This is a genomic window from Lactiplantibacillus sp. DA1, assembly GCF_032681335.1.
In the GTDB taxonomy this organism is placed as follows: domain Bacteria; phylum Bacillota; class Bacilli; order Lactobacillales; family Lactobacillaceae; genus Lactiplantibacillus.
Genome location: NZ_JAWHTQ010000006.1, coordinates 24897 through 49745, shown reverse-complemented (window position 1 = coordinate 49745; position 24849 = coordinate 24897). Strand labels below are relative to the sequence as shown.

Annotated in this window: 24 protein-coding genes; 22 read left to right on the top strand and 2 right to left on the bottom strand. The window is 44.4% G+C overall.

The features are described from left to right. The first annotated feature begins 202 nt into the window (after positions 1–202). The gene (locus tag RXV91_RS10180) at positions 203–535 is read left to right on the top strand and encodes a hypothetical protein (RefSeq protein ID WP_225366501.1); all 333 of its coding nucleotides are present in this window, start codon (positions 203–205) and stop codon (positions 533–535) included. Positions 536–760: 225 nt separating this feature from the next. After that, a complete protein-coding gene (locus RXV91_RS10175; RefSeq protein WP_316439779.1) occupies positions 761–3823 on the top strand; it encodes a YfhO family protein in 3063 nt (1020 codons plus the stop codon). A gap of 198 nt (positions 3824–4021) precedes the next feature. Here the strand turns inward: RXV91_RS10175 and RXV91_RS10170 are convergent, their stop codons facing one another. Further along, on the bottom strand, positions 4022–4543 hold the full coding sequence (locus tag RXV91_RS10170) for a DUF1015 family protein (RefSeq protein WP_316439778.1): 522 nt from the start codon (positions 4541–4543) through the stop codon (positions 4022–4024). Between the two features lie 204 nt (positions 4544–4747). On the opposite strand from RXV91_RS10170, the gene ruvA reads away from it, so the two are divergent. From ruvA to trxA, 15 genes are all read left to right on the top strand, one after another. Continuing rightward, entirely contained in the window at positions 4748–5359 is a 612-nt protein-coding gene (gene ruvA, locus RXV91_RS10165) for a Holliday junction branch migration protein RuvA (RefSeq protein ID WP_316439777.1), read from the top strand. A 16-nt stretch (positions 5360–5375) separates the two neighbouring features. Further along, positions 5376–6386, top strand: coding sequence for a Holliday junction branch migration DNA helicase RuvB (gene ruvB / locus RXV91_RS10160; protein ID WP_316439776.1), 1011 nt, complete (start codon positions 5376–5378; stop codon positions 6384–6386). A gap of 17 nt (positions 6387–6403) precedes the next feature. Then, on the top strand, positions 6404–7438 hold the full coding sequence (queA, locus tag RXV91_RS10155) for a tRNA preQ1(34) S-adenosylmethionine ribosyltransferase-isomerase QueA (protein WP_316439775.1): 1035 nt from the start codon (positions 6404–6406) through the stop codon (positions 7436–7438). A 314-nt stretch (positions 7439–7752) separates the two neighbouring features. Continuing rightward, the gene (gene tgt, locus RXV91_RS10150) at positions 7753–8895 is read left to right on the top strand and encodes a tRNA guanosine(34) transglycosylase Tgt (protein WP_021732534.1); all 1143 of its coding nucleotides are present in this window, start codon (positions 7753–7755) and stop codon (positions 8893–8895) included. A 78-nt stretch (positions 8896–8973) separates the two neighbouring features. After that, positions 8974–9357 carry a preprotein translocase subunit YajC gene (gene yajC / locus RXV91_RS10145; protein ID WP_316439774.1) on the top strand — a complete coding sequence of 128 codons (384 nt, stop codon included), beginning with the start codon at positions 8974–8976 and terminating at the stop codon, positions 9355–9357. Positions 9358–9487: 130 nt separating this feature from the next. Continuing rightward, positions 9488–10621 carry a DNA polymerase IV gene (gene dinB, locus RXV91_RS10140; protein ID WP_316439773.1) on the top strand — a complete coding sequence of 378 codons (1134 nt, stop codon included), beginning with the start codon at positions 9488–9490 and terminating at the stop codon, positions 10619–10621. A 92-nt stretch (positions 10622–10713) separates the two neighbouring features. Then, positions 10714–11670, top strand: coding sequence for a bifunctional oligoribonuclease/PAP phosphatase NrnA (locus RXV91_RS10135; RefSeq protein WP_316439772.1), 957 nt, complete (start codon positions 10714–10716; stop codon positions 11668–11670). Between the two features lie 2 nt (positions 11671–11672). Next, positions 11673–13016: a DEAD/DEAH box helicase gene (locus tag RXV91_RS10130; RefSeq protein WP_316439771.1), complete on the top strand. Its 1344-nt coding sequence runs from the start codon at positions 11673–11675 to the stop codon at positions 13014–13016. Positions 13017–13342: 326 nt separating this feature from the next. Continuing rightward, positions 13343–15985: an alanine--tRNA ligase gene (gene alaS / locus RXV91_RS10125; protein ID WP_316439770.1), complete on the top strand. Its 2643-nt coding sequence runs from the start codon at positions 13343–13345 to the stop codon at positions 15983–15985. 420 nt (positions 15986–16405) lie between these two features. Continuing rightward, the gene (locus RXV91_RS10120) at positions 16406–16675 is read left to right on the top strand and encodes an IreB family regulatory phosphoprotein (RefSeq protein ID WP_003641523.1); all 270 of its coding nucleotides are present in this window, start codon (positions 16406–16408) and stop codon (positions 16673–16675) included. Next, positions 16672–17106, top strand: coding sequence for a Holliday junction resolvase RuvX (gene ruvX / locus RXV91_RS10115; RefSeq protein WP_021732528.1), 435 nt, complete (start codon positions 16672–16674; stop codon positions 17104–17106). The genes RXV91_RS10120 and ruvX overlap by 4 nt, the downstream gene beginning before the upstream one ends. A 12-nt stretch (positions 17107–17118) precedes the next feature. After that, entirely contained in the window at positions 17119–17415 is a 297-nt protein-coding gene (locus RXV91_RS10110) for a DUF1292 domain-containing protein (RefSeq protein ID WP_003641525.1), read from the top strand. Positions 17416–17547: 132 nt separating this feature from the next. Further along, positions 17548–17799: a cell division protein ZapA gene (zapA, locus tag RXV91_RS10105; RefSeq protein ID WP_033609648.1), complete on the top strand. Its 252-nt coding sequence runs from the start codon at positions 17548–17550 to the stop codon at positions 17797–17799. 59 nt (positions 17800–17858) lie between these two features. Continuing rightward, positions 17859–20222 (top strand): endonuclease MutS2, encoded by a 2364-nt coding sequence (locus RXV91_RS10100; RefSeq protein ID WP_316439769.1) that lies wholly within the window; start codon positions 17859–17861, stop codon positions 20220–20222. 151 nt (positions 20223–20373) lie between these two features. Beyond that, entirely contained in the window at positions 20374–20685 is a 312-nt protein-coding gene (gene trxA, locus RXV91_RS10095; protein ID WP_316439768.1) for a thioredoxin, read from the top strand. A gap of 180 nt (positions 20686–20865) precedes the next feature. Here the strand turns inward: trxA and RXV91_RS10090 are convergent, their stop codons facing one another. Continuing rightward, on the bottom strand, positions 20866–21480 hold the full coding sequence (locus tag RXV91_RS10090; RefSeq protein WP_316439767.1) for a YslB family protein: 615 nt from the start codon (positions 21478–21480) through the stop codon (positions 20866–20868). A gap of 107 nt (positions 21481–21587) precedes the next feature. Here RXV91_RS10090 and racE point away from each other — a divergent pair, with 107 nt between their 5' ends. The 5 genes from racE (at position 21588) to dapD (ending at position 24833) form a co-directional block, all read left to right on the top strand. Continuing rightward, positions 21588–22409, top strand: a complete 822-nt coding sequence (gene racE / locus RXV91_RS10085) for a glutamate racemase (protein ID WP_316439766.1) — start codon at positions 21588–21590, stop codon at positions 22407–22409. After that, positions 22402–23010 carry an XTP/dITP diphosphatase gene (locus tag RXV91_RS10080; RefSeq protein WP_316439765.1) on the top strand — a complete coding sequence of 203 codons (609 nt, stop codon included), beginning with the start codon at positions 22402–22404 and terminating at the stop codon, positions 23008–23010. The genes racE and RXV91_RS10080 overlap by 8 nt, the downstream gene beginning before the upstream one ends. Beyond that, entirely contained in the window at positions 23007–23525 is a 519-nt protein-coding gene (locus RXV91_RS10075; RefSeq protein ID WP_316439764.1) for a metallophosphoesterase, read from the top strand. Before RXV91_RS10080 ends, RXV91_RS10075 begins: the two co-directional genes overlap by 4 nt. An 87-nt stretch (positions 23526–23612) precedes the next feature. Continuing rightward, positions 23613–24104 (top strand): cyclic-di-AMP-binding protein CbpB, encoded by a 492-nt coding sequence (gene cbpB, locus RXV91_RS10070; RefSeq protein WP_316439763.1) that lies wholly within the window; start codon positions 23613–23615, stop codon positions 24102–24104. An 18-nt stretch (positions 24105–24122) separates the two neighbouring features. After that, the gene (gene dapD / locus RXV91_RS10065) at positions 24123–24833 is read left to right on the top strand and encodes a 2,3,4,5-tetrahydropyridine-2,6-dicarboxylate N-acetyltransferase (protein WP_251897362.1); all 711 of its coding nucleotides are present in this window, start codon (positions 24123–24125) and stop codon (positions 24831–24833) included. The last annotated feature ends 16 nt before the right edge of the window (positions 24834–24849 follow it).

Sequence of the window (24849 nt, the reverse complement as noted above, 5' to 3'; positions counted from 1 at the left end):
TCTAATAGCGTGGGGGCTTTTTTTGCGGTTGGTGGCATTAATAGGCTTAAGTTGAAATCAAAAATAATGACCGGCGTAGTTTTAACTTGTGCAGTTCAGATTGAATTGACTAGCAGAGTTAGCTATGATTAACTGCAATGGGTGGCTAGGTGTATACAGATTATCAGTGCCACGCAACACGATTGGAGTGATCAGTGTGGATATGACCAAACTTTATTATCGGCAAGTCTACTCAGCTTATTGTTTTTTAGCGGATTTACCAGAGGCCACGCCAACATTTATAGCTGGCCGCAAAACATTGTGGCAATTGAATGCGCGTCCGAGTGCTAAAAGTGCCAAGATGATAACGTTAAATTTGTATGAACAGGTCAATGCTTTTGAAATGCAACCGGACTGTCATGATCAAGCGGAAATTGCAACGATCAACTTGCAACGCGATAATGCGATGAATGGGTTACAACTATTAGTGAGATTGTTTGGGAGTTACCCAGCAACCACGACCATCGAAACTTTGGATAATTGGGATTGGCGTTAATTTTTTGACGCATGATTAATGAAAAACAAGGAGCGGTTTTTGATAGTTGATGTTAATGGGGATTTAGTTTGCTGGGATGGTATTCAATGAGGCTCACGAATTTATTAAGATTAGTGTTGAGCGGCACGAGGTTGAAATGTTCATGGTAAAATAAGACCATTGTTTTATATAGCAAAATATGGGGATTACGTGGTCAGCGTAATTACAAGATAGGGGCACCTGATTTTGAAGACAGTACGGAAGATACCACTAGTCGTCTGGTACACGGGGATGTTTGTGGTTATCGCGACGATTACTTATAGCGGGCTTTTCTTGGCCGGTCGAACATTAATTTGGGAAGTGGATGGCATTGCACAACACTTCCCGATTTTATTGGAGTTTCAACGGATCTTACAGCAACATCCGCAGCAATTATTTAGTTGGTCATGGAATCTCGGTTTGGGGGCCGACCAACTGACGACTTTTTCTTACTATGTTGTCGGTGACCCGTTTAATTACTTAGTAGCGTTTGTTTCTCAGGACCACTTAGAATGGGCTTACCAAGCGCTGATTTTATTACGATTATACTTTGTCGGACTGGCTTTTTTGGGCTTTAGTCATCAGTTCAAGTTTAAACGTATGAGTCAACTGATTGGTACTTTAACGTACACGTTTACAGCTTATACGTTTTACGTGGGGATGCACCATCCGTTCTTTTTATTACCAATGATTTGGTTCCCGCTACTTTGTTGGGCGATTGAACGGGTCTTACGGGGGCGGCATTGGTTGCCGCTCAGTTTAATTACTGCCATCGTTATTTTGAGTAATTTTTATTTTGCTTACTTGCTGGCGTTAGGTGGGTTGATCTACGCCTTAGTTCGTTTTTGGTCGCGGCACCGTGAGCAGTTAGTGATGCGGTCGTTTGGCCAACTCTTCTGGCGACTATTAGTGGCTGTCGGGCTAGGGGTCGCGATGGCTGGTATATTGTTAGTACCCACGTTATTAGCAATGTTAACGGCAACGCGCGCAAGCTTTAACTTTGCGAATGGTCTGACGAGTTATCCAATTAATTATTACGTCAATTTACCCAATCGCCTGTTAACGAATGGTGGCAGTGTTCAATACTGGGTCACCTTGGGGTTAAGCAGCATTAGCTTTATAGCAGTTATTTACACGTTGCGTCATTTTAAACGCTATTGGGTGCTCAATTGGGTCCTTCTAGCGATGATGCTGGGTATTTTATTACCCCAATTTGCAGCCGTGTTTAACGTCTTTTCAACCCCATCTAACCGCTGGCTGTTAATGGCCACGTTAGTTTTTGCCTATGCCACAATGGCCTTTATGGACCAAGTGACCGCTTTGACTGCGACCGATCTCAAGTGGTTAGCAGGGATTAGTGGAAGCCTACTTATTGTTATTTGGTTGATTAACGGCTTTTATCTTAATATTCGTAAACACGATATTGCGACTTACTTGATTCTGCTCGCTCTAATTGGGGTGCTCATGGCCCAGCGGTCATTAAAATTGACCAATTGTCAGTTTTACGTGTTATTACTAGGGGTTGTCACACTGAATCTAGCAAACAACGGGCTTGGTTGGTTGAGTGTCAATACGAATTCTAATAGTACCGAACAGTTGCGTCAGGGTGCAGCGATGAAGTGGGTCAAAAATTATTTTGATGGTGCCCAGAAAAGTTTATCAGCAACGGGGCAATTTTATCGGACAGCGTTGGCTCCCAACTATTATACGATGCGTTCGGCTGAAAGTGATGTACCGATGGTGTTGGGAACCCGTACCGTCGGGTCATACTTTTCGGTTCAAAATGGCTATGTGGGGGCTTTTAGTCAAGCTTTGAGAAATTCCGAGTACGCGATGAACTCGCCACTAGGGTCACTGGATGGTCGCACGACGATGTATAACTTATTAGGCGTTAAATATTTGTTTGCACGTGAAGATCAGTTGAAGAAGCAAGCCTTACCATCTGGATATGAAGTTGTTAAGATGAAAACTGGTCAACCAAAGATTTTTGCAGATAAATTCATTTATGGTATGAGTAATCATACTGGAACGATTTTATTGAAATCTGAGCATGCTTTGCCGTTAGTTTACACACAACGGCAGCAGATCAGTCAACGTCAATTTGCGCGTTTGAATGCCGTTGACCGTGAACAGGCTTTGTTACAAGGTGTCGTCACCACGCAGCCCGTTAGCGGGGTTAAGTCCGTTAAGCCAGCGGTCACCGGCCAAACTGTCGACTACTCAGTCCAAGCGGACACGACGAATGTTTTGGATACCTTGGACAAGGTGATCATTTATCGTAATCAACACGCGACCGGCGCGTCAAACAACGCATTGACTAAATTACCGGCAGATACGATCACATTAACACCGGAACAACGGGAAAGTTTAACGCCCACCACTGGTCTCACCAAACCGTCTAATCGCGTGCTTGACTTGATTGCAGCTAACCAAAAATTAGTCAAAAAAAATCAGGAAAAAAACGCGAACGGGTTAACGAGCATGATCAGTGATGTCCAGGGCCATCAGATGCCATACCAATTGACCATCAAACATCCCAAACGGTATCGAAACACGGAACTCTATCTCGTGCTAGATGGCATCAGTTATCGACGTTCTTCAATCAAACATGCTTTGACGACGAGTCAAAATACAAATGTGTTTACGGCGCGTCCATATACCAAAGTCGATTATCTAGATGATGTTCGGGATGGTTTGAAGGGTAATCTAAGTGCCAGTGGCTATTCCTTAACTGCTCAAACCATGGATAATTTGACGAGTTTTAGTCAACTGGGCACAACGAATATGTCGGATTATGAGCCACGCACATCAGCAGTGATCAACTTAGGGTATAGTAAGCACGCACGCAAGTTGATTACACTGAACTTCACGAGTATTCGTAGTTTACATTTCAAGTCCGCTAAATTGATTGCTGTACCGTTAGGAAAGACTTATCGCCAACGGACGCGTCAACTACAGAAGAGCGGGCTGAAACAGCAGCGGGTGACTAATAATCAGATTACGGGAACCACGATGACTAAGACGGCAACTGTGCTGACAACGTCAATTCCATACTCGTCCGGCTGGCAACTGCAAGTCGATGGTCATACCGTCAAGACGCAAGTGGTCAACAAGGGCTTTGTGGGAGCTAAGTTGACAGCTGGTCGGCACCGAATCCGACTCACTTATCGGACGCCTGGATTAAAAATTGGTTTGTGGCTGAGTGTAATTAGTGCTGGTATTAGTTTGGTGGTTGCATGTTGGTGGTGGTTACGCCATCGTAGGCGGTAAACTTGATTAAGGATGTTATACGTCGTTAATCATGGGTCATGATTCGTGCTAAAGAATAATTAGTGCAATGTGCAAGATTGTTGTCTTAAAATGGGCTTCTCAAGAATCGAATGTGATTCTTGAGAAGCCCATTTTAATTTATCAGCAATAACGTAAAGAAGCGTGTCGAAACCGGTTGATTTTATAATTGGCGCACCTTTAATTATGAGGCGTTGCCATGGCAATCAACTGATCAGGAATAGCTGGCGCAGTTGCGAATTTTTGCCATTCAGTTGTTGACACTAGCATTACTAGTGGCGTACTAATCGTCGTCAACCACGTTTTTTGCGGTGTGACTGGTGCCATGGCAGCGGTGATGTCGGTGTTGACTTCAGGTTCGGTAATCTGCCAGAGACGATGCGTCACGTGAGCGGTGTCCGTCACTTCAACTATCGGTGCGAAATGGCCCACCCAGTCGTCAATTAGCATCTCAATAACGGGCTGTTGCGGATAAAGCACTGTATTGATGGTACCAGGGACCATGGTTGTTACGATTTGGTCAACTGGCCAGCTGGCAATTAAACGCCACTGGTGAACGCCGTTTAGCGTTAGTTCATACCAGTAATAACTGAAATCGGGCTGGATCATTGTGTCGTGATGGTCCCAATCGGTAGTAGCAGTTTGAATTTTAGCTTGACCAGTTGCGGTTGGTAACACCGCTTTAAACGGTTTAAGTTGCATAGCGCGACCCTCCTAAGACTTTGAGCATAGCACGCCATTTACGCCTCAGCAAGCATTTATTGTCATTAGCGCTATCAAATCAACTGAGGGGAACTAGGCCAATATTAAAATTTGATTTTTATCGATGCACCAGTGTTAAGCCGCTATAAAAATGTGGTACAATTTAGCAAGCAAACATACGTTTTATTTAAAGGAGTTTTTCCGGTGTACGAATATTTTCTCGGTCAAGTGACCGATGTAACCCCCGGTTTTGTGGTGATTGAGGTCAATGGCATTGGCTACAAAGTGCTAACGGCTAATCCGTACCGCTATCAGGTGGGACAAACTGCAGTTAAGATGTATATCCACCAAGCCGTTAGTGACAATGGGATGAGCCTATTTGGTTTTTTTGATGCTGACGAGAAGGCATTGTTTGAAAAGCTGCTCGGTGTTTCGGGGATTGGTCCGAAATCGGCACTGGCAATTTTGGCGAACAACGACCATGCTGGCTTGATTCAAGCCATTAATCAAGAAAATGCCACTTACCTGACGAGTTTTCCAGGGGTGGGCAAGAAGACGGCCCAACAAATTGTTTTAGATTTGAAAGGTAAATTAAATGATCTGAACGTTGATGTTACGGGCCAAACGGCGTTAGATGTGAATGCACCAGCTGTTGACGGAGCGTTAGCGGATGCATTGGCCGCTTTAGAGGCCCTTGGGTATTCGAAGGCTGATGTGAAGAAAGTGACCAAGAAGCTGGAAACGTTTAGTCAAGTGCAAGCTGCTGATACTAATACGCTATTAAGCGAAGGCTTACGATTATTGATGAAGAAGTAGATGGGAGGAGTAGCGAATGGATGATGACAAGTTATTATCTGGGGATAAAGCTGATGACGAAGAGGCTTCATTAGAAAAATCGCTACGTCCGCAAACGTTAGCCCAATACATTGGCCAAGCACGGGTCAAACATGAATTAGGCGTGTATATTGAAGCGGCCCGCAAGCGTGAAGAATCTTTAGATCACGTGTTGCTGTATGGTCCGCCGGGATTAGGAAAGACAACGTTAGCGATGGTGATTGCTAATGAGATGCAGGTCAATATCCGGACGACTAGCGGTCCAGCAATTGAAAAGCCTGGTGATTTAGTGGCGCTCTTGAATGAACTGGAACCAGGTGATATCTTATTTATTGATGAGATTCACCGGTTGCCAAAAATCGTTGAAGAAATGCTATATTCAGCCATGGAAGACTTTTTTGTTGATATTGTGGTTGGACAAGGGCCGACAGCTCATCCCGTGCATTTCCCATTGCCGCCGTTTACCTTAATCGGAGCAACGACACGGGCTGGGATGTTATCGGCGCCATTGCGAGATCGGTTTGGGATTGTCGAACACATGGCGTATTATGAAGTTGCGGATTTGGAAGATATCGTTAAGCGGACTGCAGATATTTTTCAAACAAGCATCAAACCGTCGGGGGCCCACGAAATTGCACGGCGCTCACGTGGAACGCCACGAATTGCGAACCGATTATTCAAGCGGATTCGTGATTTTGCGGAAGTCGCCGACCAGGACGCCATCGACGAGGCAATCGTGGCACGCTCGTTGACCTATTTACGTGTTGATGATGCGGGCCTAGACGAGACTGACAATAAGCTTTTGCGGACGATGTTGGAATATTACGATGGTGGTCCGGTTGGGCTAGCAACCATTGCGGCTAATATTGGTGAAGAGACGGATACAATTGCGGAAGTCGTTGAACCGTACTTACTTCAAATCGGATTCTTAAAGCGGACGCAACGTGGTCGAGTCGTTACAATTAAAGGTTATCAACACTTAGGGTTTCCATACCCCCAAAATAAATAAAGATAAGAGGTCACAATATGAGTTTAACACTTGAAGATTTTGATTATGATTTACCACACGAATTGATTGCTCAAACACCGATTAAAGAGCGGGACAGTTCACGGTTATTGGAATTAGATCGCCAAACGGGTGAAATGCAAGATAAACATTTTTACGATATTATTGATCAACTTAATCCAGGCGACGCGGTCGTGATGAATAATTCACGCGTGATGCCAGCCCGCTTGTATGGTGTTAAGCCTGAAACTGGTGGCCATGCGGAAGTTTTATTACTTCATAACACAGAAGGTGACGAGTGGGAGACGTTAATGAAGCCGGCTAAGCGTGCCAAGGTCGGTACGGTGATCTCGTTTGGTGATGGTCAGTTGACGGCGACTGTGACCGCTGAAAAAGAAGACGGGATTCGAATGATCGAGTTCCACTATGATGGTATCTTTATGGAGATCTTGGAGCGTCTCGGTGAAACACCATTGCCACCCTATATCAAGGAAAAGCTCGACGATCCTGATCGTTATCAGACGGTCTATGCCAAAGAAAATGGCTCAGCCGCTGCACCAACGGCGGGTCTTCATTGGACAAAGGAACTTTTACAAAAGGTTCAAGACAAGGGTATTAAGTTAGTTTACTTAACCCTACATGTCGGATTAGGGACTTTCCGACCAGTTGAAGAAGATAATATTGAAGATCATAAGATGCACAGTGAGTTTTACCGACTAGATGAAGAGGCTGCCAAGACGTTAAATGAAGTCCGGCAAACTGGTGGGCGTATCATTGCGACTGGGACGACGTCAATTCGGACGCTAGAAACGATTGGTAGTAAATTTGATGGTGAGATCAAACCTGATTCTGGTTGGACGGATATCTTTATCAAACCTGGTTATCAATGGAAAGTTGTGGATGCGTTCATTACGAACTTCCACTTACCAAAGTCGACCTTAGTCATGTTAGTTGCAGCCTTTACGGGGCGGGACTTGATTTTGAAAGCTTACCAACACGCTATTGATGAAAAATACCGCTTCTTCAGTTTTGGGGATGCTATGTTTATTCATTAATTAGGCTGAACTTGAAATAGGAACTTGTTGGGGCTAATCGAAAATCAGTGGTTAGATTGATCTAAACAGTACTGGTTGCTTGCAGGTCAATGAGTCATAGCTGATTTTGAGCCCCATCTTAGCATTTTTAATATCGATTAATAGTCGCTTCAAGAAAGTCTAATGGATTCTTGAGGCGACTATTTGATGTTAGGGCTATTTTGCGATGTTTGGCAACACCTTACAAGTTACTCGTGGCGTTGTGACTGGTTCACGACTGGATTTCGTGCTATCATTGTTTGTGTTTAGCAACATTTTGATACGGAGGAACGGATATGGAACCGGCAATTAAATACCGATTAATTAAGAAAGAAAAGCATACTGGGGCTCGACTTGGCGAACTAATTACGCCACACGGAACTTTCCCAACACCTATGTTTATGCCCGTAGGAACACAGGCCAGTGTTAAGTCACTGGCCCCTGAAGAATTGGATGCGATGGGTGCGGGTGTTATCTTATCAAATACGTACCATCTTTGGTTACGGCCCGGCGAACAGATTGTTAAGGAAGCTGGTGGCTTACACCAGTTTATGAATTGGAAAAAGGGTATCTTGACAGATTCAGGCGGTTTTCAAGTTTTCTCATTAGCTAAAAACCGCGACATTACTGAGGAAGGGGTTCATTTTAAGAACCATCTGAACGGTTCAAAGATGTTTTTGTCACCCGAAAAGGCCATTCAAATCGAAAATGATCTTGGCCCGGATATTATGATGAGCTTAGACGAATGTCCACCGTTCTTTGAAAGTTACGACTATGTTAGTAAGTCGGTTGCCAGAACGAGTCGTTGGGCTGAACGGGGCTTAAAAGTTCACCAACATCCTGATTACCAAGGCTTGTTTGGTATCGTTCAGGGGGCTGGTTTTAAAGATTTGCGTGAACAAAGTGCAAAAGATTTAGTTAGCTTGGACTTTCCCGGTTACTCGATTGGTGGTTTGTCAGTTGGAGAATCTAAGGCTGAAATGAATCATGTCTTGGACTTTACAACGCCGTTATTACCAGAGAATAAGCCCCGCTATCTGATGGGGGTTGGTTCAGCGGATGCGTTGATCGATGGTGCGATTCGCGGTGTTGATATGTTTGACTGTGTTTTACCCACGCGAATTGCCCGTAATGGGACTTGTATGACCTCACACGGCCGACTGGTGGTCAAGAATGCGGCCTATGCACATGACTTCACGCCTCTAGATGATAATTGCGATTGTTATACTTGTCGTAACTTTACGCGCGCCTATATTCGCCATTTAATTAAGGCGGATGAAACGTTTGGGTTGCGATTAACGAGTTATCATAACTTGTACTTCTTATTACACTTGATGAAGCAAGTACGGCAGGCAATTATGGATGATAATTTGCTGGAATTCCGGCAGAATTTCTTTGAAATGTACGGTTTTAACGAGAAAAACCCGAAAAACTTTTAGTGATACTGGTATTTCAGACTGTAATTTGTTAAAGTTAAAGATAGTCAAACTTTCACTTAAGATTAGGAGCGATATTAAATGGGTCAAATGGCGTCAATTCTGTTCATCGTGGTCATGTTTGCTTTCTTATACTTCTTCATGATCCGTCCGCAACGGAAACAACAACAACAGCATCAACAAATGTTAAGCAAAATCAAACGTGGTGACAAGGTCACAACGATTGGTCGGCTACACGGCGTTGTCGATGAAGTTAATGAAACTGAAAAGACGGTTACCTTAGATTGTGACGGTATTTTCTTAGTTTTCGATTTAAACGCAGTGGCAAAGATTTCACCAGCCGAAGATACAGCAGCTAAGACGGTTGCACCAGAATCAGGTGCGGCGGCTGAATCAGCAGCAACGTCTGAAGTTGAATCAGCAAGTTCAGCAACAGACAATGAGTCTGATTCTGAAGCTAAATAATAATCAAAGATAAGCGGTTGATCAGTGCTGGTCACCGCTTATCTTTTTTTAGGCTTTTTTTGGACCAAACACGCGCTTTTGAACGTACGTTCGTGTATAATGAACCTACTAAGAATAGGAGGGATAGCTAATGGCTCAGTCAATTATTGAAGCGCCCATTCGGGTGAATACGAAGCGTAAAATCATTCACGTAGATATGGACGCCTTCTATGCGTCAATCGAAGAACGAGAACATCCGGCGTATAAGACCCAGCCATTGGTGATTGCTCATGATCCGCGACAGACCGGTGGCCGGGGGGTGGTTACAACGGCCAACTATGTCGCACGACAATTTGGCGTCCATTCAGCGATGCCGGCTGCTAAAGCTTTAGAGCTGTGCCCCAAGGCAGTGTTCAAGACACCTAATTTCCCGTTGTATCGTGAGATATCCGATCAGATTCATCGTATTTTTCATGAATATACGGATATGATTGAACCGATTGCTTTTGATGAGGCTTATTTAGACGTGACCGTTAATAAAAAGCATATTCACAGTGCCGTTGAATTGGCTCATAAATTACAACAAGAGATATGGCATCAGACGCATTTGACTTGTTCAACTGGGATTTCTTATAACAAATTTATTGCCAAGTTGGCGTCTGATTATCGGAAGCCAGCTGGCGTGACCATTGTCCTGCCACAGGATGCGGAATCATTTCTGTTACGTGAACCAATCGAAAAGTTTCGTGGCGTCGGTAAAAAGACGGTTCCAAAGATGCACGATTTAGGCATCATGACCGGTCAAGACTTATACGCACAGTCCGAATTAGACTTAATCAAGCAATTTGGCAAGCTTGGATACATTTTGTACCGGCGGGTTCGGGGGAGCGACGATCGGCCAGTGGAATATTTACGAGAACGAAAATCAATTGGTAAGGAGCGGACATTCGGGCCGTTTTTACAATCGACAGCGGAAGTGAACACGCATCTGAAGGCCATTGCTAAGTTAGTCGCCACTAGTATGCAGGCACATCAACGTCATGGAAAAACGCTAGTCTTAAAGTTACGCTATGGTGATTTTGTAACGATTACTAAGCGAAGAACCTTTAGTGAATTCATTCCGAACGACGCGACTTTGTTTGATCAATATGCCGAAGAAATTTTTGACGAGGTCGTTGATACTCACTTTGATACTGGTATCCGGCTGCTTGGCATTACGTTGACAGGCCTGGCACCACTAGCTTTTGAGAACTTAACGCTGCCGCTTTATCCGAATGATAATTAATTTATTTGGCGCGGCGGGGATTCTTCGGTATACTGGAGTACTGTGACAGTTTAATCGCCACCAGTAAATTATGAGAGTAAGAAGGTTCATTTATGACCGTCCAAACAGCAATTTTTGACTTAATTAAACAAGCAAAAACAATTATTATTCATCGTCATCAACGACCTGATCCGGATGCCATCGGCAGTCAGTTGGGATTAGCAGCTATCATCAAAGCTAGTTTTCCAGACAAACGAGTATTGACGCCCGGTAAACAGTACCATGGTTTTGATTGGTTAGGGCAAATGGATGAAGTTACTGAAGCAGACTATCAAGATGCTTTAGTATTAATTCTCGATACCGCTAACCAGCCAAGAATTGATGGGGAGTTTTGGCAACAAGGTAAGACGATTGTTAAGATCGATCATCATCCGAATGATGATGCTTTTGGGGAACCACAATGGGTGGATGTTGATGCCTCCAGTACGAGTGAAATGATTTATAACTGGTTCGCGCCATTTGAATCAGAATTGACACTGACGGCTGAAGCTGCCCGCCTATTGTACGCAGGAATTGTTGGTGACACGGGCCGTTTCTTATATTCCGCTACCAAGCCAAGTACCATGCGGGCCGCAGCCGCGCTAATGGAAGCTGGCGCCAATGCCGAAGCCGTTAACCGGATTGAAGACACGATCACGTTACCAGTTGCCCGACTCTCGGCCTACGTTTATGAACATTTGACCCAACTCGATTCTGGTGCCGCCTATGTTATTCTGACGAATGACATCATGGATTCATTTGCAATTGGCGATGCTAGTACCGCTGGAGTTGTGCCACTACCAGGAAGAATCGATACCGTCAAGTGTTGGGCGATTTTTGTCCAACAAAAGGAAGGTGATTTTCGAATTCGGCTACGTTCGAAAGGGCCATCGATCAATGGCGTGGCCAAACACCATGACGGGGGTGGTCACGCTTTAGCAAGTGGTGCCAAGGCGAAGGACCAACAAGAAATTGAAACGGTGGTGCGAGAACTCGACCAAGTCGCTAGCCATTATGAGAAAGAGGTTTAACTATGACCGCAAGTTTTGAAGATTTTAAATTGCAGCCGTTTTTGATGCAGGCGCTAACTGACATCAATTTCCGCAAACCGACTGCAGTGCAGGAAAAATTGATTCCGGTAATTGCTGCTGGCCGGAGTGTGATTGGGCAGTCGGCGACGGGGAGTGGGAAGACGCATACCTTCTTATTGCCCATGATCAATCAACTGAATGCCGATGAGCACTATGTGCAAGCGGTTATTACAACGCCGAGCCGTGAATTAGCCTATCAGATTCAGACGGCGGCTAAACAATTAATTCAACATAGCCCGAAAGCGATTCATATTGGGTTATACATTGGTGGTACTGATAAGCAGGAACAAATTGAAAAGCTTAATCGCCACCAGCCACAACTAATTATTGGGACGCCTGGCCGTATTCTTGATTTAATGCGTTCACAAGCACTCGATGTTCATCGGGCGACCCAACTAGTAGTTGATGAAGCTGATATGACGCTCGACTTAGGCTTCTTGAACGTGGTTGATCAGATTGCTGGGCGGATGCCAGCTGATTTGCAGATGTTGGTGTTCTCAGCAACGATGCCACAAAAATTAACGCCTTTCTTACGTAAGTATATGAATAATCCAGTTATGGAAGAAATTCCGGTCGCATCGGTGATTAGTCCCACTATTGACAATTGGTTGATTTCAACCAAAAGTCATGACAAGAATAGTATCATTTATCGGTTGTTGACGATTGGGGAGCCCTACCTAGTGTTAATCTTTGCTAACACCAAGGAACGCGTTCAAGAATTAACGCATTATTTGCGGCAACAGGGTTTAACCGTTGCTATGATTCATGGCGATATCCAACCACGTGAACGAAAACGGGTGATGCGTGATGTGCAACAGTTGAAGTATCAGTTCGTTGTTGCAACGGATCTAGCCGCACGAGGCATTGATATTGAGGGCGTCTCACACGTTATCAACGATGATATTCCAAATGACTTGGAATTCTTTATTCATCGGGTTGGCCGGACAGGTCGTAATGGAATGGCTGGTACGGCCATTACATTATATAGTCCGGGCGAAGAAGCTAAGGTCAGTGCGGTCGAAGCGATGGGCATTAAGTTTAAGCCTAAGGCCATTCAGGATGGCGAAATTGTGGACTCATATGACCGTAATCGTCGTGCTAAACGTGGCCCTAAGCAAGAGAAGCTCGATCCAACCCTGATTGGTTATGTCAAGAAATCTAAGAAGAAGATCAAGCCGGGGTATAAACGCCGTATTCGTAAAAAGATCAGTGATAAGGCGCGGATGGATCGGCGCATTGAACAACGTGCCGCTGCACGGAATGCCCGCAAGGATCGTAAGTCTTAAGGTGTAATAATTGACGCGGATTGGTCAAAAACTACCGGACGGTGTATTGACAATCAGCAGTAAGTTTTCTATACTTTGCAAAGTAAGGACATATTTAAATCACATGTCGGTCAAGAGACACTTTGGTTGCTGGGAAAAGTGCGGTGTGGTTTAGATGCTACCTAAAAGTATGACTAGCAAACTAGTCCGTGTCTCAGCGTTAATGAGCTTAAGAGGTAAACGAACACATCGTTGCAAGCAAAGTGGTACCGCGTTAACAGCGTCTTTGCTAGCAACGGTGTTTTTTTGCCTTAAATTAAGCATGATAGAAAGGGTGCCAGAATTAAATGAAAAAATTAAGTAGTAGTGAAATTCGGCAAATGTACTTAGACTTTTTCCATGAAAAGGGTCATACGATTGTCCCAAGTGCGTCACTTGTTCCCGTAGATGACCCAACGTTATTGTGGATCAACTCCGGCGTTGCCACAATGAAGAAATATTTTGATGGTTCCGTTGTACCTGATAATCCCCGGATGACTAGCTCACAAAAGAGTATCCGGACTAACGATATTGAAAATGTTGGCCGGACAGCGCGTCATCACACGTTATTTGAAATGCTGGGTAACTTTTCCGTTGGTGACTATTTCAAAAAAGAAGCTATCAGTTGGGCGTGGGAACTCTTAACCTCACCGAAGTGGTTTGGTTGGAATCCAGATAAGTTATACATGACGGTCTATCCCAAGGATACGGATGCTGCTAAGTTTTGGGAAGCAACGGGTGTTAAACCTGACCATATCATTAAAGTTGAAGATAATTTCTGGGATATCGGCCAAGGCCCATCCGGTCCTGATTCAGAAATTTTCTATGATCGTGGTGAAGCCTTTAATAATTTAGCTGATGATGATCCAGAAAATTATCCTGGTGGTGAAAATGAACGCTACTTGGAAGTTTGGAACATTGTCTTCTCACAATTTAATCACACGCCAGAAGACACTTATGAGCCACTTCCTCGTAAAAACATTGATACGGGGATGGGGCTGGAACGGGTCGTTTCAGTCTTTCAAAATGCCAAAACGAATTTTGAAACTGACTTGTTCCTACCGATTATTCATAAAACGGAAGAATTGAGTGATGGTAAGCATTATGGCGATAATGCGCAGGACGACGTGTCCTTTAAGGTGATTGCTGATCACGCCCGGGCAATTACGTTTGCCATTAGCGATGGTGCTTTACCTTCCAATGAGGGGCGGGGGTATGTTATTCGCCGGTTGATTCGCCGGGCCATCTTGCATGGCCAAAAGTTAGGCTTAAAAGAAGCTTTCTTAGACCAATTGGTGCCAATTGTAGGCAAAATTATGGCCTCACACTATCCAGATGTTCTTAAGAATAGCACGTATATCGAAAAAATCGTGGCATCTGAAGAAAGTCGTTTTAATGAAACGTTAAATGACGGTCTGAACTTATTAAACAACTTGATTGCAGAAACTAAGCAAGCTGGTCAAAAGACTTTGGCCGGCAAGGATGCGTTTAAGTTATACGATACTTATGGCTTTCCATTTGAATTGACTAAGGAATACGCTGGCGATGAAAACTTGGATGTTGATGAAGCTGGTTTTGAAGTTGAAATGAAAGCCCAACGCGATCGTGCGCGGAATGCCCGTAGCGGTGCAAAGTCAATGGGTGTGCAACGGAGTTTGTTGATTGACATCAAGACGCCGAGTGAATATGTCGGTTATGATGAGTTGACTAATGTTCAAGGCACTTTGAATGATATTATTGTGGATGAAACCTTAGTGGATCACATTGACAACGGCCAGGCTGAAATGATTTTCAGCAAGACTCCATTTTACGCTGAAATGGGAGGCCAAGTTGCTGATCGTGGCGTGATCTTGAATGATGCCGGACAAGTGGTTGCCAAAGTGACGGATGTCCAAAATGCGCCTAATAAGCAACACTTGCATACGGTCGAAGTGTTGAAGCCAATGCACAAAGATGCAACTTACACGTTGAACGTCGATTTAGCTTTCCATAATAAGGTTGAAAAGAACCATACGGCAACCCACTTATTAGATCAAGCTTTACGTGACGTCTTAGGTGAACATACGAAACAAGCTGGCTCATTAGTTGAACCTGACTATTTACGGTTTGATTTCACCCACTTTGGTCAAGTGACTGACGAAGAGTTAGCGAAAGTTGAACAGATCGTCAATGATAAGATTTGGGCAGCACTACCAGTTAGTGCGATTCAAACTGATCAGGAAACTGGTCATAAGATGGGTGCGATTGCCGTCTTTACGGAAAAGTATGGCAAAATTGTTCGGGTCGTTTCAATTGGCGACTACTCGATTGAATTTGATGGTGGGACCCACGTTAAGAACAGTAGTGAATTAGGACTATTTAAGATTGTTTCTGAAACTGGGATTGGTGCTGGTACACGTCGGATTGAGGCCGTTACTTCGAAGGAGGCCTTTGAACTGCTTGCCGGTGAGGAACAAACTTTGAAGCAAATTGCCGCTCAAGTCAAAGCACCGAAGTTGGCTGATACGCCAACGAAGGTCAGTCAATTGCAAGCTGATTTGAAGGCAGAACAACAGCAACGGGCTAGCCTTGAAAGTCGGTTAGCTAAACAACAAGCTGGGGCAGTTTTTGATCAGGTCGATGATGTTAATGGCACGACCTTGATTGCACAACAAGTTGAAGTTTCAGGGATGGATCAGCTTCGTCAGCTCGCTGATACTTGGAAGACGAAACAATATTCGGATGTCCTGGTACTCGGGACGGTCATTGGCGAAAAAGTCAATTTATTGGTGGCTGTTAGTGATGATAAGGTCAAGGCCGGGATTAAAGCTGGCGACTTAATTAAAGCCATTGCCCCACAAGTTGGCGGCGGTGGTGGTGGCCGACCAACGCTAGCACAAGCTGGTGGCAAGAAGCCAGCTGGATTACCAGCTGCTTTGAAGGCTGCTCATGAATGGTTAGCTGAACAATAGGAATCAATTGAACGGTCATGAAAATGTTAATTGCTTTGTGTGGATCAAGTGAGACCAAGTAGCAAGCCAAATAAATCAGTGCTGTTAGGACGAATAGTTCTAATGGCACTGTTTTTTACTTATTCAATTAATTTGACGTGAATTTTGGCGATTGCGGCCAACTTTGGAGGAGTCGTGTGAGTGGCTGTCCGTATTTTGTCAGTTATTATTTAGTTATGACTGACGAGGACATGAGTGTGCACTACCCGTGGCAAAATGAGTTGATGAAAAATCAATGTAAATCAATGCCACTTTGCAGAAAATTCCCGGCTTAACCCCGGTTATTATTACGAATGTGTTACATCAAAGTGGATTGATTGTACTTCATATGGGCATTTAGTAAAATAGATAAGAAGCGGAAACTAGCGGGAGGTGCTTGATATGAGTTCATTAGACAAAACAATGTACTTTGACTTCGATAATGACAGCGTTAAAGATGTCCATGACACGTTAACGACGGTTTATGAAGCGTTACAAGAAAAGGGCTATAACCCGATTAACCAAATCGTAGGTTACTTACTATCCGGTGATCCGGCGTATATCCCGCGCTTGAAAGATGCTCGGAACTTAATTCGGAAGCATCAGCGCGATGAGATTATCGAAGAGCTTGTCAAGTCTTATTTGAAGGCAGATAAGGATGTCGATGCATGAAGTTAATGGGGTTAGATGTTGGTTCTAGAACTGTCGGTGTTGCCATTAGTGATGCTTTTGGTTGGACGGCCCAAGGTGTTGAAATTATTCGAATCAATGAGGATGCTGAAGAATTCGGGATTGACCGGGTGGCTGAACTCGTTGACGAATTGGATGCTGGGGGCTTTGTCCTAGGATTGCCGAAGAATATGAATAACACTTTGGGACCGCGGGCTGAAGCGGCCCAACATTACGGCGAGTTACTGACAGCTCGGTTTCATTTGCCGGTCGACTTTGAAGATGAACGGTTGACGACCGTTGAAGCTGAACGGATGCTGGTCGAAGAAGCCAACACCTCACGAAAGAAACGCAAAAAGGTGATTGATAAGTTAGCGGCAAGTCTAATCTTGCAAAATTACTTGGATCGCCATGGCAAACTCACACAAGAATAGCGAGGAACTAACATGAGTCAAAACCAAGATCGTAAAGATAATGATGTGATCACATTAGTTGATGACGAAGGTAATGAGACACTATTTAATATTTTATTCACGTTTGATTCAGAAGATTTCGGTCATTCATACATTTTATTGTATCCAGCAGATGCTGCGGCCGATGATGAGGTTGATATCCAGGCCTACATTTTCAATCCAGAAGATGGCGACAACGGCGAATTGCAATTGATTGAATCTGACGATGAATGGGATATGGTTGAGCAAGTATTGAATACTTTCTTAGCTGATGATGGTGGCATGCAATAGTCGCAAGTCAATTTGAGCTCGTGGACCCATGTCCGCGGGCTTTTTTAAAGGCTCGCATGCGGTTCTAACGGTCGCAAAATTATGGTAACCATGCTAGAATATTAACTGTTACTGAAAGGAAGTTGGATGTTGATGACTGCTAACAAACGCCGTTTTAAAGCGGAAATTGATGGTCATACCTACACGATCATCGGTACGGCATCTGATCGGCACATGCAAACGGTGACGCGGATGATGAATGAACAAGTGACACAATTAAAAAAATTAGCCCCCGATTTGTCGGACACGGAGATTGCGACGTTGCTTGCATTCAATGCGATTTCAGATCAGGTGGACAAACAAGCTGAATTATTGAAAATGCAAACGGATGATGCCGACAAGTAATTGCATTGTCCGTTTTTTTGCGGCTTTTCGTAATTCATTGGAACTTCGGAGGGATATCAGTGAATTCCAAAGTATTGAATACGTTAGAGTACCAACAAGTAAAACAACAATTAGCACCATACCTCGTTTCGGCAACTGGTCAACAGGCACTCAATGATTTACAACCGCTGACTGCCGTTGCAGATATCCAACGGGCCCTGGATGAGACGAATGATGGTGCCGAAGTTTATCGGTTAAAGGGCGGCATTCCTGTCGCGCGCCTAGCAGATATTAAACCGCATATGAAGCGGCTAGCGATTGGTGCAACTTTAAATGGGAGTGAACTCGGTCAAGTTGGGCGGGTTTTAAGAACGACGCGGGCAATAACACGCTTTTTTGCCGAATTATTAGAAGACGCTCCTGAAAATGATATTCGGCATCTATTTGACGAGGTTGCGGAATTAGTCACTTTACCAGCAGTGACTAAGCGGCTCGCCACTGCTATCGAAGGTGATGGTCATATTACGGATGAGGCCTCACCAGAACTTAGTCGTATTCGGAGCAATATTCGGCGTACCGAGACGGAAATCCGTAACCAAATGGCACATTATACGCGTGGTCATGATGCGAAGTATTTAAGTGATCCAATCATTACGATTAGAAATGATCGGTATGTTATCCCGGTTAAGGCTGAAAACCGTGGTCGGTTTGGGGGGATTGTCCATGATCAATCGGCTAGTGGTCAGACACTGTTTATTGAACCTCAAGCGGTCATGGCGTTAAATGACCGGTTACGTCAAAATCAAGTTGCAGAAAAACAAGAAGAACAGCGTATCTTGGAAGATCTGTCTAACTTGATTGCGCCATACCAAGATGAAATTATCAATAATGCGGCCATTCTTGGCCACTTTGATTTTATTAACGCCAAGGCCCGGTATGCGCATGATATGAAGGCAACCGAACCAGCCGTCTCAGTCAAAAACGAAGTCTATCTACGGCAAGCACGCCACCCCCTGATTGATCCTCGCAAAGTCGTCGCTAATGACATTAGTTTAGGAACTGATTATCAAGCGATGGTTATTACGGGGCCTAATACTGGTGGGAAGACGATCACGCTGAAGACGCTGGGATTACTGCAACTAATGGCCCAGTCGGGATTGTTTATTCCAGTTGAGGCCGGGAGTCGCGTTGGCGTTTATAATGAGATCTTTGCGGATATTGGTGATGAACAGTCAATTGAGCAGAATTTAAGTACGTTTTCATCTCATATGGAAAATATTGAAAGTTTCTTAGCTCAGATCGATTCTCATAGCCTAGTGCTGGTTGACGAATTGGGCGCTGGAACTGATCCACAGGAAGGGGCGGCGCTGGCGATTGCTATTTTGGATGCCATCGGCGCCAAGGGAACCCAAGTCGTGGCAACCACCCATTATCCAGAACTTAAAGCTTATGGATTTAACCGTCCTGATACGATCAATGCTAGTATGGAGTTTGATGAGCAAACGCTTAAACCGACGTACCGGTTGTTGGTCGGAATTCCTGGTCGGAGCAATGCGTTAGATATTGCGCAACGGTTGGGAATTCCCCAAACAATTGTTGATCAAGCCCGCTCATTGACGGATACGGATAGTCAAGACCTTAACGCAATGATTGCGGATTTAGTGAAGAAGCGTAAGCAGGTCGAGGATGAACAATTGCATTTGAAGACACAAATGGCGGATTCCGAGAAACTGCACCGGCAGTTGAAGAGTGAGTTCAATGCTTATCAGCAACGCAAGGATCAGTTGATCGAAGATGCTAAGGTGCAGGCTAATACAATTGTTGAGCAGAGTAAGACCAAGGCGGATGCCATCATTAGTGAGTTGCGTAAGAAACAATTGGCTAGTGGGACAGCGACAGTTAAAGAAAACGAATTAATCGATGCGAAGGGTGCATTGAATGCTTTAGAACAACAGCCTAAGCTTAAAAATAATCGGGTCTTGCGCCGGGCTAAAGCGCAGCATGATTTCCATGAAGGCGATGATGTGTTGGTGAAGTCGTATGGCCAACGCGGTGTATTGATGCGTCAGATGAGTAAACATGAGTGGGAAGTCCAACTTGGTATTTTGAAGATGAAAATTAGTGACGGTGATTTGGAGCGAGTCAAACCGGAAGAACCGAAGCGAGCGCGGGCGACTGTTCAAAGTGCCAACGCTAGTCATGTCTCCCCGAACTTAGATTTACGGGGGGTTCGTTATGAAGATGCGATGACCCAAGTCGATCGGTATATTGATGCGGCGTTATTAGCTGGATATCCATCCGTGACGATTGTTCATGGAAAGGGGACGGGCGCGTTACGTGACGGTATTACTAATTATCTGAAATCCAACCGGCAAGTTAAGTCGTTCCACTTTGCCGCCCCTAATCATGGGGGTAACGGTGCGACCGAAGTGCAATTTAAGTAGCCCGTGACCCACATAGGCTGAGTGGATCAGTGATGATTGGTAATGTTCATAACCCAGATATTTTTGATCGTGGACAAATTGTTTGTGTTCTACATGGTTACTGGTATACTTACTATTAGTAACAGATAAAGTCTAAAGGAGGCCGATTACAATGGTCGCAGCAACTACTGATAAAACTTTTACAACGGATACGGCTTCAGGCGTAACGTTAACTGACTTCTGGGCAACATGGTGTGGTCCTTGTCGGATGCAATCACCAGTGGTGGAACAATTAGCTGATGAAATGGGTGACCAGGTGACATTCAATAAGATGGATGTTGACGCAAATCCTGAAACGGCCAGCAACTTTGGTATCATGAGTATTCCAACCTTGTTAGTTAAGAAGGATGGCGAAGTCGTTGATACCTTAGTTGGCTACCATTCTAAGGATCAAATTAAACAAACTTTAGCTCAATATTTATAAAATAAGGTCGCTGTTATTTTAGTGGCGATCTGGGGGCCGTTATTCTTGATTGAAGAATAGCGGCCTTTTGTAGTTCAACCATTAAGAAATGTGACTGTCAGTGGTGATGTTCGTCTGAATGTTTGGTTGGTAAGCAGATGTCCCCAGCGCAAAAAAAGGGCGACCACGTGGCCGTCCTTTTTATTGCGCTTCTTCAGGTTGGGCATCATCAATTTCAACCTGTGGTCGCACGATTTCGATTGGTGTTGCGGGATCGTGATTGATGATGGGTTGGTTATGATCAATGGTAACTGAAATTCTTAAGCGCATTCGATTTTGAAACGTAATTTTAGCTTCACTGACACAGTTAGTACGAAGGGCTGATTGTTCAGCTAAAAAGCCAGTCTCTAGCATAAAATCTGGTGATTCAATTGTGGCGCTACGGCGAGCAACCGGTTCACCTGTCAGTTCATAGGTGATCAAATCATCGGCCGTGTTAACAATGATGAGATGCCCCCAGCCGGTCTGCTCAAAAAAGGTAACAAGATCATCATCACTAGCGACAGGAAACTGGCGTGCCAAGTCTTTACCAGCCCAGTAAAGGATGCCACTACTGTCATCACCCAATAATTTTGGTAGTAAGGCATCTCGCAAGATTTCCACACTAAGGACGGAAGCTTTGATTGAGTTACCCGCAAATTGAGAATAAAAGTCGTTCGTCATGATAATTCCTTTCCATGCAAAAAATCGTGGTACCCTGACCACTGTATAATCAATATTATACCCCGTTTCCACCAATGTGTCGGCTTTTTTCATTTTATCAACGGAAACTTTACAATTTCGTCGCAATTGGTCTGGCTTGAAATCAATTTCAAAAAAGACCATAATAAAGTTTCAGAATTCAGTGAACGGAGATTTTTAAAATGGCAAATGAACATGCAATTGGATTCATGGATTCGGGGGTCGGTGGGCTGACCGTGGTCAAACAGGCGTTGAAGCAGCTCCCTCGTGAAACGGTTTATTTTATTGGTGATCAGGCACGTTTGCCGTACGGTCCGCGACCAGCAGAACAAGTCCGGACCTTTGCTTGGCAAATGGCTGATTTTCTGATGGCAAAACAAATCAAAATGCTAGTGATTGCTTGTAACACGGCGACAGCCGCGGCGTTGCCAGCTTTACGACAACGGTTGTCAATTCCGGTGATTGGAGTAATTGCCCCTGGTTCACGGGCGGCATTAAAGGCTTCACAACACAATCGGATCGGCGTGATTGCAACTGAGGGAACGATTCGTAGTAACGCTTATCGGGATGCGATTTTAACGAAGGATCCGACTGCCACGGTGATTTCGCAGGCATGTCCGAAGTTTGTGCCGTTGGTTGAGTCCAACGAATACCACTCGACAGTTGCCAAACGTGTCGTTGCGGCATCTTTGAAACAGTTAAAAAAACAAGATGTGGACACGCTTGTTTTGGGCTGTACGCATTACCCATTATTACGGCCACTCATTCAAAATGTCATGGGTCCAGGAGTAACGCTGATTGATTCTGGTGCGGAAACGGTGAACGATGTTTCGGCCGTACTTGATTATTTAGATATTGCTAACGACAGCTCTACCAAGCGTTATCCAGATGAATATTATACAACTGGGGCGGCCGAACAATTTGAAGCCATTGCTCGCGACTGGTTAGGCCAACCGAATTTCCACGCGCAACATATTGATTTAGGGAGTGAAACGAATGACTAAACCACAAACATTAATTATTGCCACAAATAATGCGAATAAGGCCCGCGAATTTAGTGCGATGCTGGCGCCATATGATATCACCATCAAAACGTTGGCGGACTTCCCAGATATTCCAGATATTAAAGAAAATGGGATTACATTTGAAGAAAACGCCACTAAAAAAGCAACGGTCGTGGTTGAAGCAACTGGGCTACCGGCAATTGCTGATGATTCCGGTTTGATGGTCACAGCGTTGCATGGTGATCCTGGGGTATTCTCAGCGCGATATGCTGGTGATCATGACGATGCTGCCAACAATGCTAAATTACTAGCAAATCTGGGCGGTGTTCCTGAGGCTAAGCGCACTGCGACTTTTCATACAACGCTGGTCGCCCTTAAGCCGAGTGGTGAAAAACTGGTGGTTAACGGTGAATTGGCTGGACGGATTTTAATTGCACCGCGTGGTGACAATGGTTTTGGTTACGATCCGTTGTTCTGGTCGAGTAAGTTTCAAAAATCATTGGCGGAATTAACGCCAGCACAAAAGAATCAAATCAGTCACCGGGGGGCGGCCTTACGCCAGCTGATGACTAAATTCGATGAATGGTGGGCAAAGGCATGAAATGTTTAGTTGTAAGTGACAGTCATGGTGATCGAGATGTGTTGGTACGATTACTTGATGAATACCGTGGTCAGGTTGATGCTTTCTTTCACTGTGGTGATTCTGAATTACCACATGATGACCCGTTGTTTGAAGAAATGTTTGTGGTTCAAGGAAATATGGATTTTGATACGGCGTTAGCTGATGAGGTTAATCCAACGATTGATGGCGTTTCAGTCTATATGACCCATGGGCACTTAGTTGGTGTAAATATGGGTTTGGCACATCTATTGGCAAATGCCACGGCGCAGCATGCCGTATTAGCGTTCTTTGGGCATACCCATCAACTGGGGGTCGAACGGCATGGCGGTGTGTTAGTGCTTAATCCCGGTAGTATCACCTATCCACGTGGAGAGTTTGCACGGATTGGCGGTACCTATGCACTTGTCACCACCACCTCAGCAGGAATCGATGTTCAATATTATGATCGGCAGATGCAGGCAGTGCCAGAACTAAAATTTCATTTTGCTGATTAAAAAGCGGTAAAAAAGCTGATTTTAGAGCTTAACTTAGTGACTTTACGGTTAAAATAAGAGAATGAGCTTAGTTAAGGAGGCGCTTGTATGTTAATTCAACCAGTTGCGGACTTATTGTCACGCAACGCGGACCATTATTTGATCCCGGCTGACGTGGTCGCGAACGTTCAAACTAATAATAACTTGTATCACGCATTTTTAGTTTTAACAAAGGTCAAATATTCAAAAATTCCGGTACTCGATCATGGTGGCCACTTTGAAGGGCTAGTGTCGTTACCGCTGATTACGGAACAAATGTTGGGCTTTGACCAATTGAATACTGAGATTTTATTACAAAAACGTGTTTGTGATGTGATGGAGACGCGGGTGAAGACGGTTCAAAATGTCGATGATGTTGAAGAGACATTACACCTAATGATCGATAATCCGTTTGTCCCAGTCGTTGATGAGCAGCAAATTTTTCAAGGAATTGTCACCCGACGTGAATTCATGAAGAGTTTTAATTTTCTGACCCATGAAATCGGCAAACAGTATGATATGATTGAGAAGGATTTTTCCACTAGCGAAAAAGCTAAATAAATTTTTGGAGGGTCTCCGATGGCAAAATTAGATGCACAATCAATTATTAACTATATTGGCAGTGCGAAGAAGAAAACACCCGTAAAAGTGTATGTGAAGGGTGCCTTAGACCAATTAAACGTTCCAGCAAGTATCAAAACGTTCTTTAGTGGTAATGCTGGCGTCTTATTTGGTGACTGGGCGGATGTTGAACCGTTCTTAAAGGCTAACGCTGCAAATATCGAAGATTACGAATTAGAAAATGACGCGCGCAATTCAGCCGTACCAATGGCAGATTTAAAGCAATACAATGCGCGGATCGAACCCGGTGCGATTATTCGTGACCAAGTATTAATTGGCGACAATGCGGTCATTATGATGGGGGCCGTGATCAACATTGGTGCCGAAATCGGTGAAGGCTCGATGATTGACATGGGTGCCATTCTTGGTGGTCGCGCAATTGTTGGTAAGAACTGTCATATTGGCGCTGGTACTGTGTTAGCTGGCGTGGTAGAGCCACCTTCGGCTAAACCAGTTCAAATCGATGACGACGTGCTGATCGGTGCCAATGCGGCCGTACTTGAAGGCGTGCATGTTGGTAAGGGTGCCGTTGTGGCTGCGGGTGCGATCGTCATTGAAGACGTCGCTCCTAACACCGTAGTCGGTGGGGTTCCTGCTCGTAAGTTGAAAGATATTGATGATAAGACGAAGAGCAAGACTGAATTAATGGCAGAATTACGGAATCTTTAATGGTGGAGGGATAAAC

Coding starts and splice junctions, on each gene's coding strand:
- RXV91_RS10075 (WP_316439764.1), top strand. CDS start 23,007: ATGAAATGTTTAGTTGTAAGTGACAGTCATGGTGATCGAGATGTGTTG.
- RXV91_RS10135 (WP_316439772.1), top strand. CDS start 10,714: ATGACCGTCCAAACAGCAATTTTTGACTTAATTAAACAAGCAAAAACA.
- dinB (WP_316439773.1), top strand. CDS start 9,488: ATGGCTCAGTCAATTATTGAAGCGCCCATTCGGGTGAATACGAAGCGT.
- trxA (WP_316439768.1), top strand. CDS start 20,374: ATGGTCGCAGCAACTACTGATAAAACTTTTACAACGGATACGGCTTCA.
- dapD (WP_251897362.1), top strand. CDS start 24,123: ATGGCAAAATTAGATGCACAATCAATTATTAACTATATTGGCAGTGCG.
- ruvX (WP_021732528.1), top strand. CDS start 16,672: ATGAAGTTAATGGGGTTAGATGTTGGTTCTAGAACTGTCGGTGTTGCC.
- RXV91_RS10090 (WP_316439767.1), bottom strand. CDS start 21,480: ATGAAAAAAGCCGACACATTGGTGGAAACGGGGTATAATATTGATTAT.
- cbpB (WP_316439763.1), top strand. CDS start 23,613: ATGTTAATTCAACCAGTTGCGGACTTATTGTCACGCAACGCGGACCAT.
- zapA (WP_033609648.1), top strand. CDS start 17,548: ATGACTGCTAACAAACGCCGTTTTAAAGCGGAAATTGATGGTCATACC.
- RXV91_RS10180 (WP_225366501.1), top strand. CDS start 203: ATGACCAAACTTTATTATCGGCAAGTCTACTCAGCTTATTGTTTTTTA.
- tgt (WP_021732534.1), top strand. CDS start 7,753: ATGGAACCGGCAATTAAATACCGATTAATTAAGAAAGAAAAGCATACT.
- RXV91_RS10130 (WP_316439771.1), top strand. CDS start 11,673: ATGACCGCAAGTTTTGAAGATTTTAAATTGCAGCCGTTTTTGATGCAG.
- RXV91_RS10080 (WP_316439765.1), top strand. CDS start 22,402: ATGACTAAACCACAAACATTAATTATTGCCACAAATAATGCGAATAAG.
- yajC (WP_316439774.1), top strand. CDS start 8,974: ATGGGTCAAATGGCGTCAATTCTGTTCATCGTGGTCATGTTTGCTTTC.
- RXV91_RS10110 (WP_003641525.1), top strand. CDS start 17,119: ATGAGTCAAAACCAAGATCGTAAAGATAATGATGTGATCACATTAGTT.
- racE (WP_316439766.1), top strand. CDS start 21,588: ATGGCAAATGAACATGCAATTGGATTCATGGATTCGGGGGTCGGTGGG.
- ruvB (WP_316439776.1), top strand. CDS start 5,376: ATGGATGATGACAAGTTATTATCTGGGGATAAAGCTGATGACGAAGAG.
- alaS (WP_316439770.1), top strand. CDS start 13,343: ATGAAAAAATTAAGTAGTAGTGAAATTCGGCAAATGTACTTAGACTTT.
- RXV91_RS10120 (WP_003641523.1), top strand. CDS start 16,406: ATGAGTTCATTAGACAAAACAATGTACTTTGACTTCGATAATGACAGC.
- RXV91_RS10170 (WP_316439778.1), bottom strand. CDS start 4,543: ATGCAACTTAAACCGTTTAAAGCGGTGTTACCAACCGCAACTGGTCAA.
- queA (WP_316439775.1), top strand. CDS start 6,404: ATGAGTTTAACACTTGAAGATTTTGATTATGATTTACCACACGAATTG.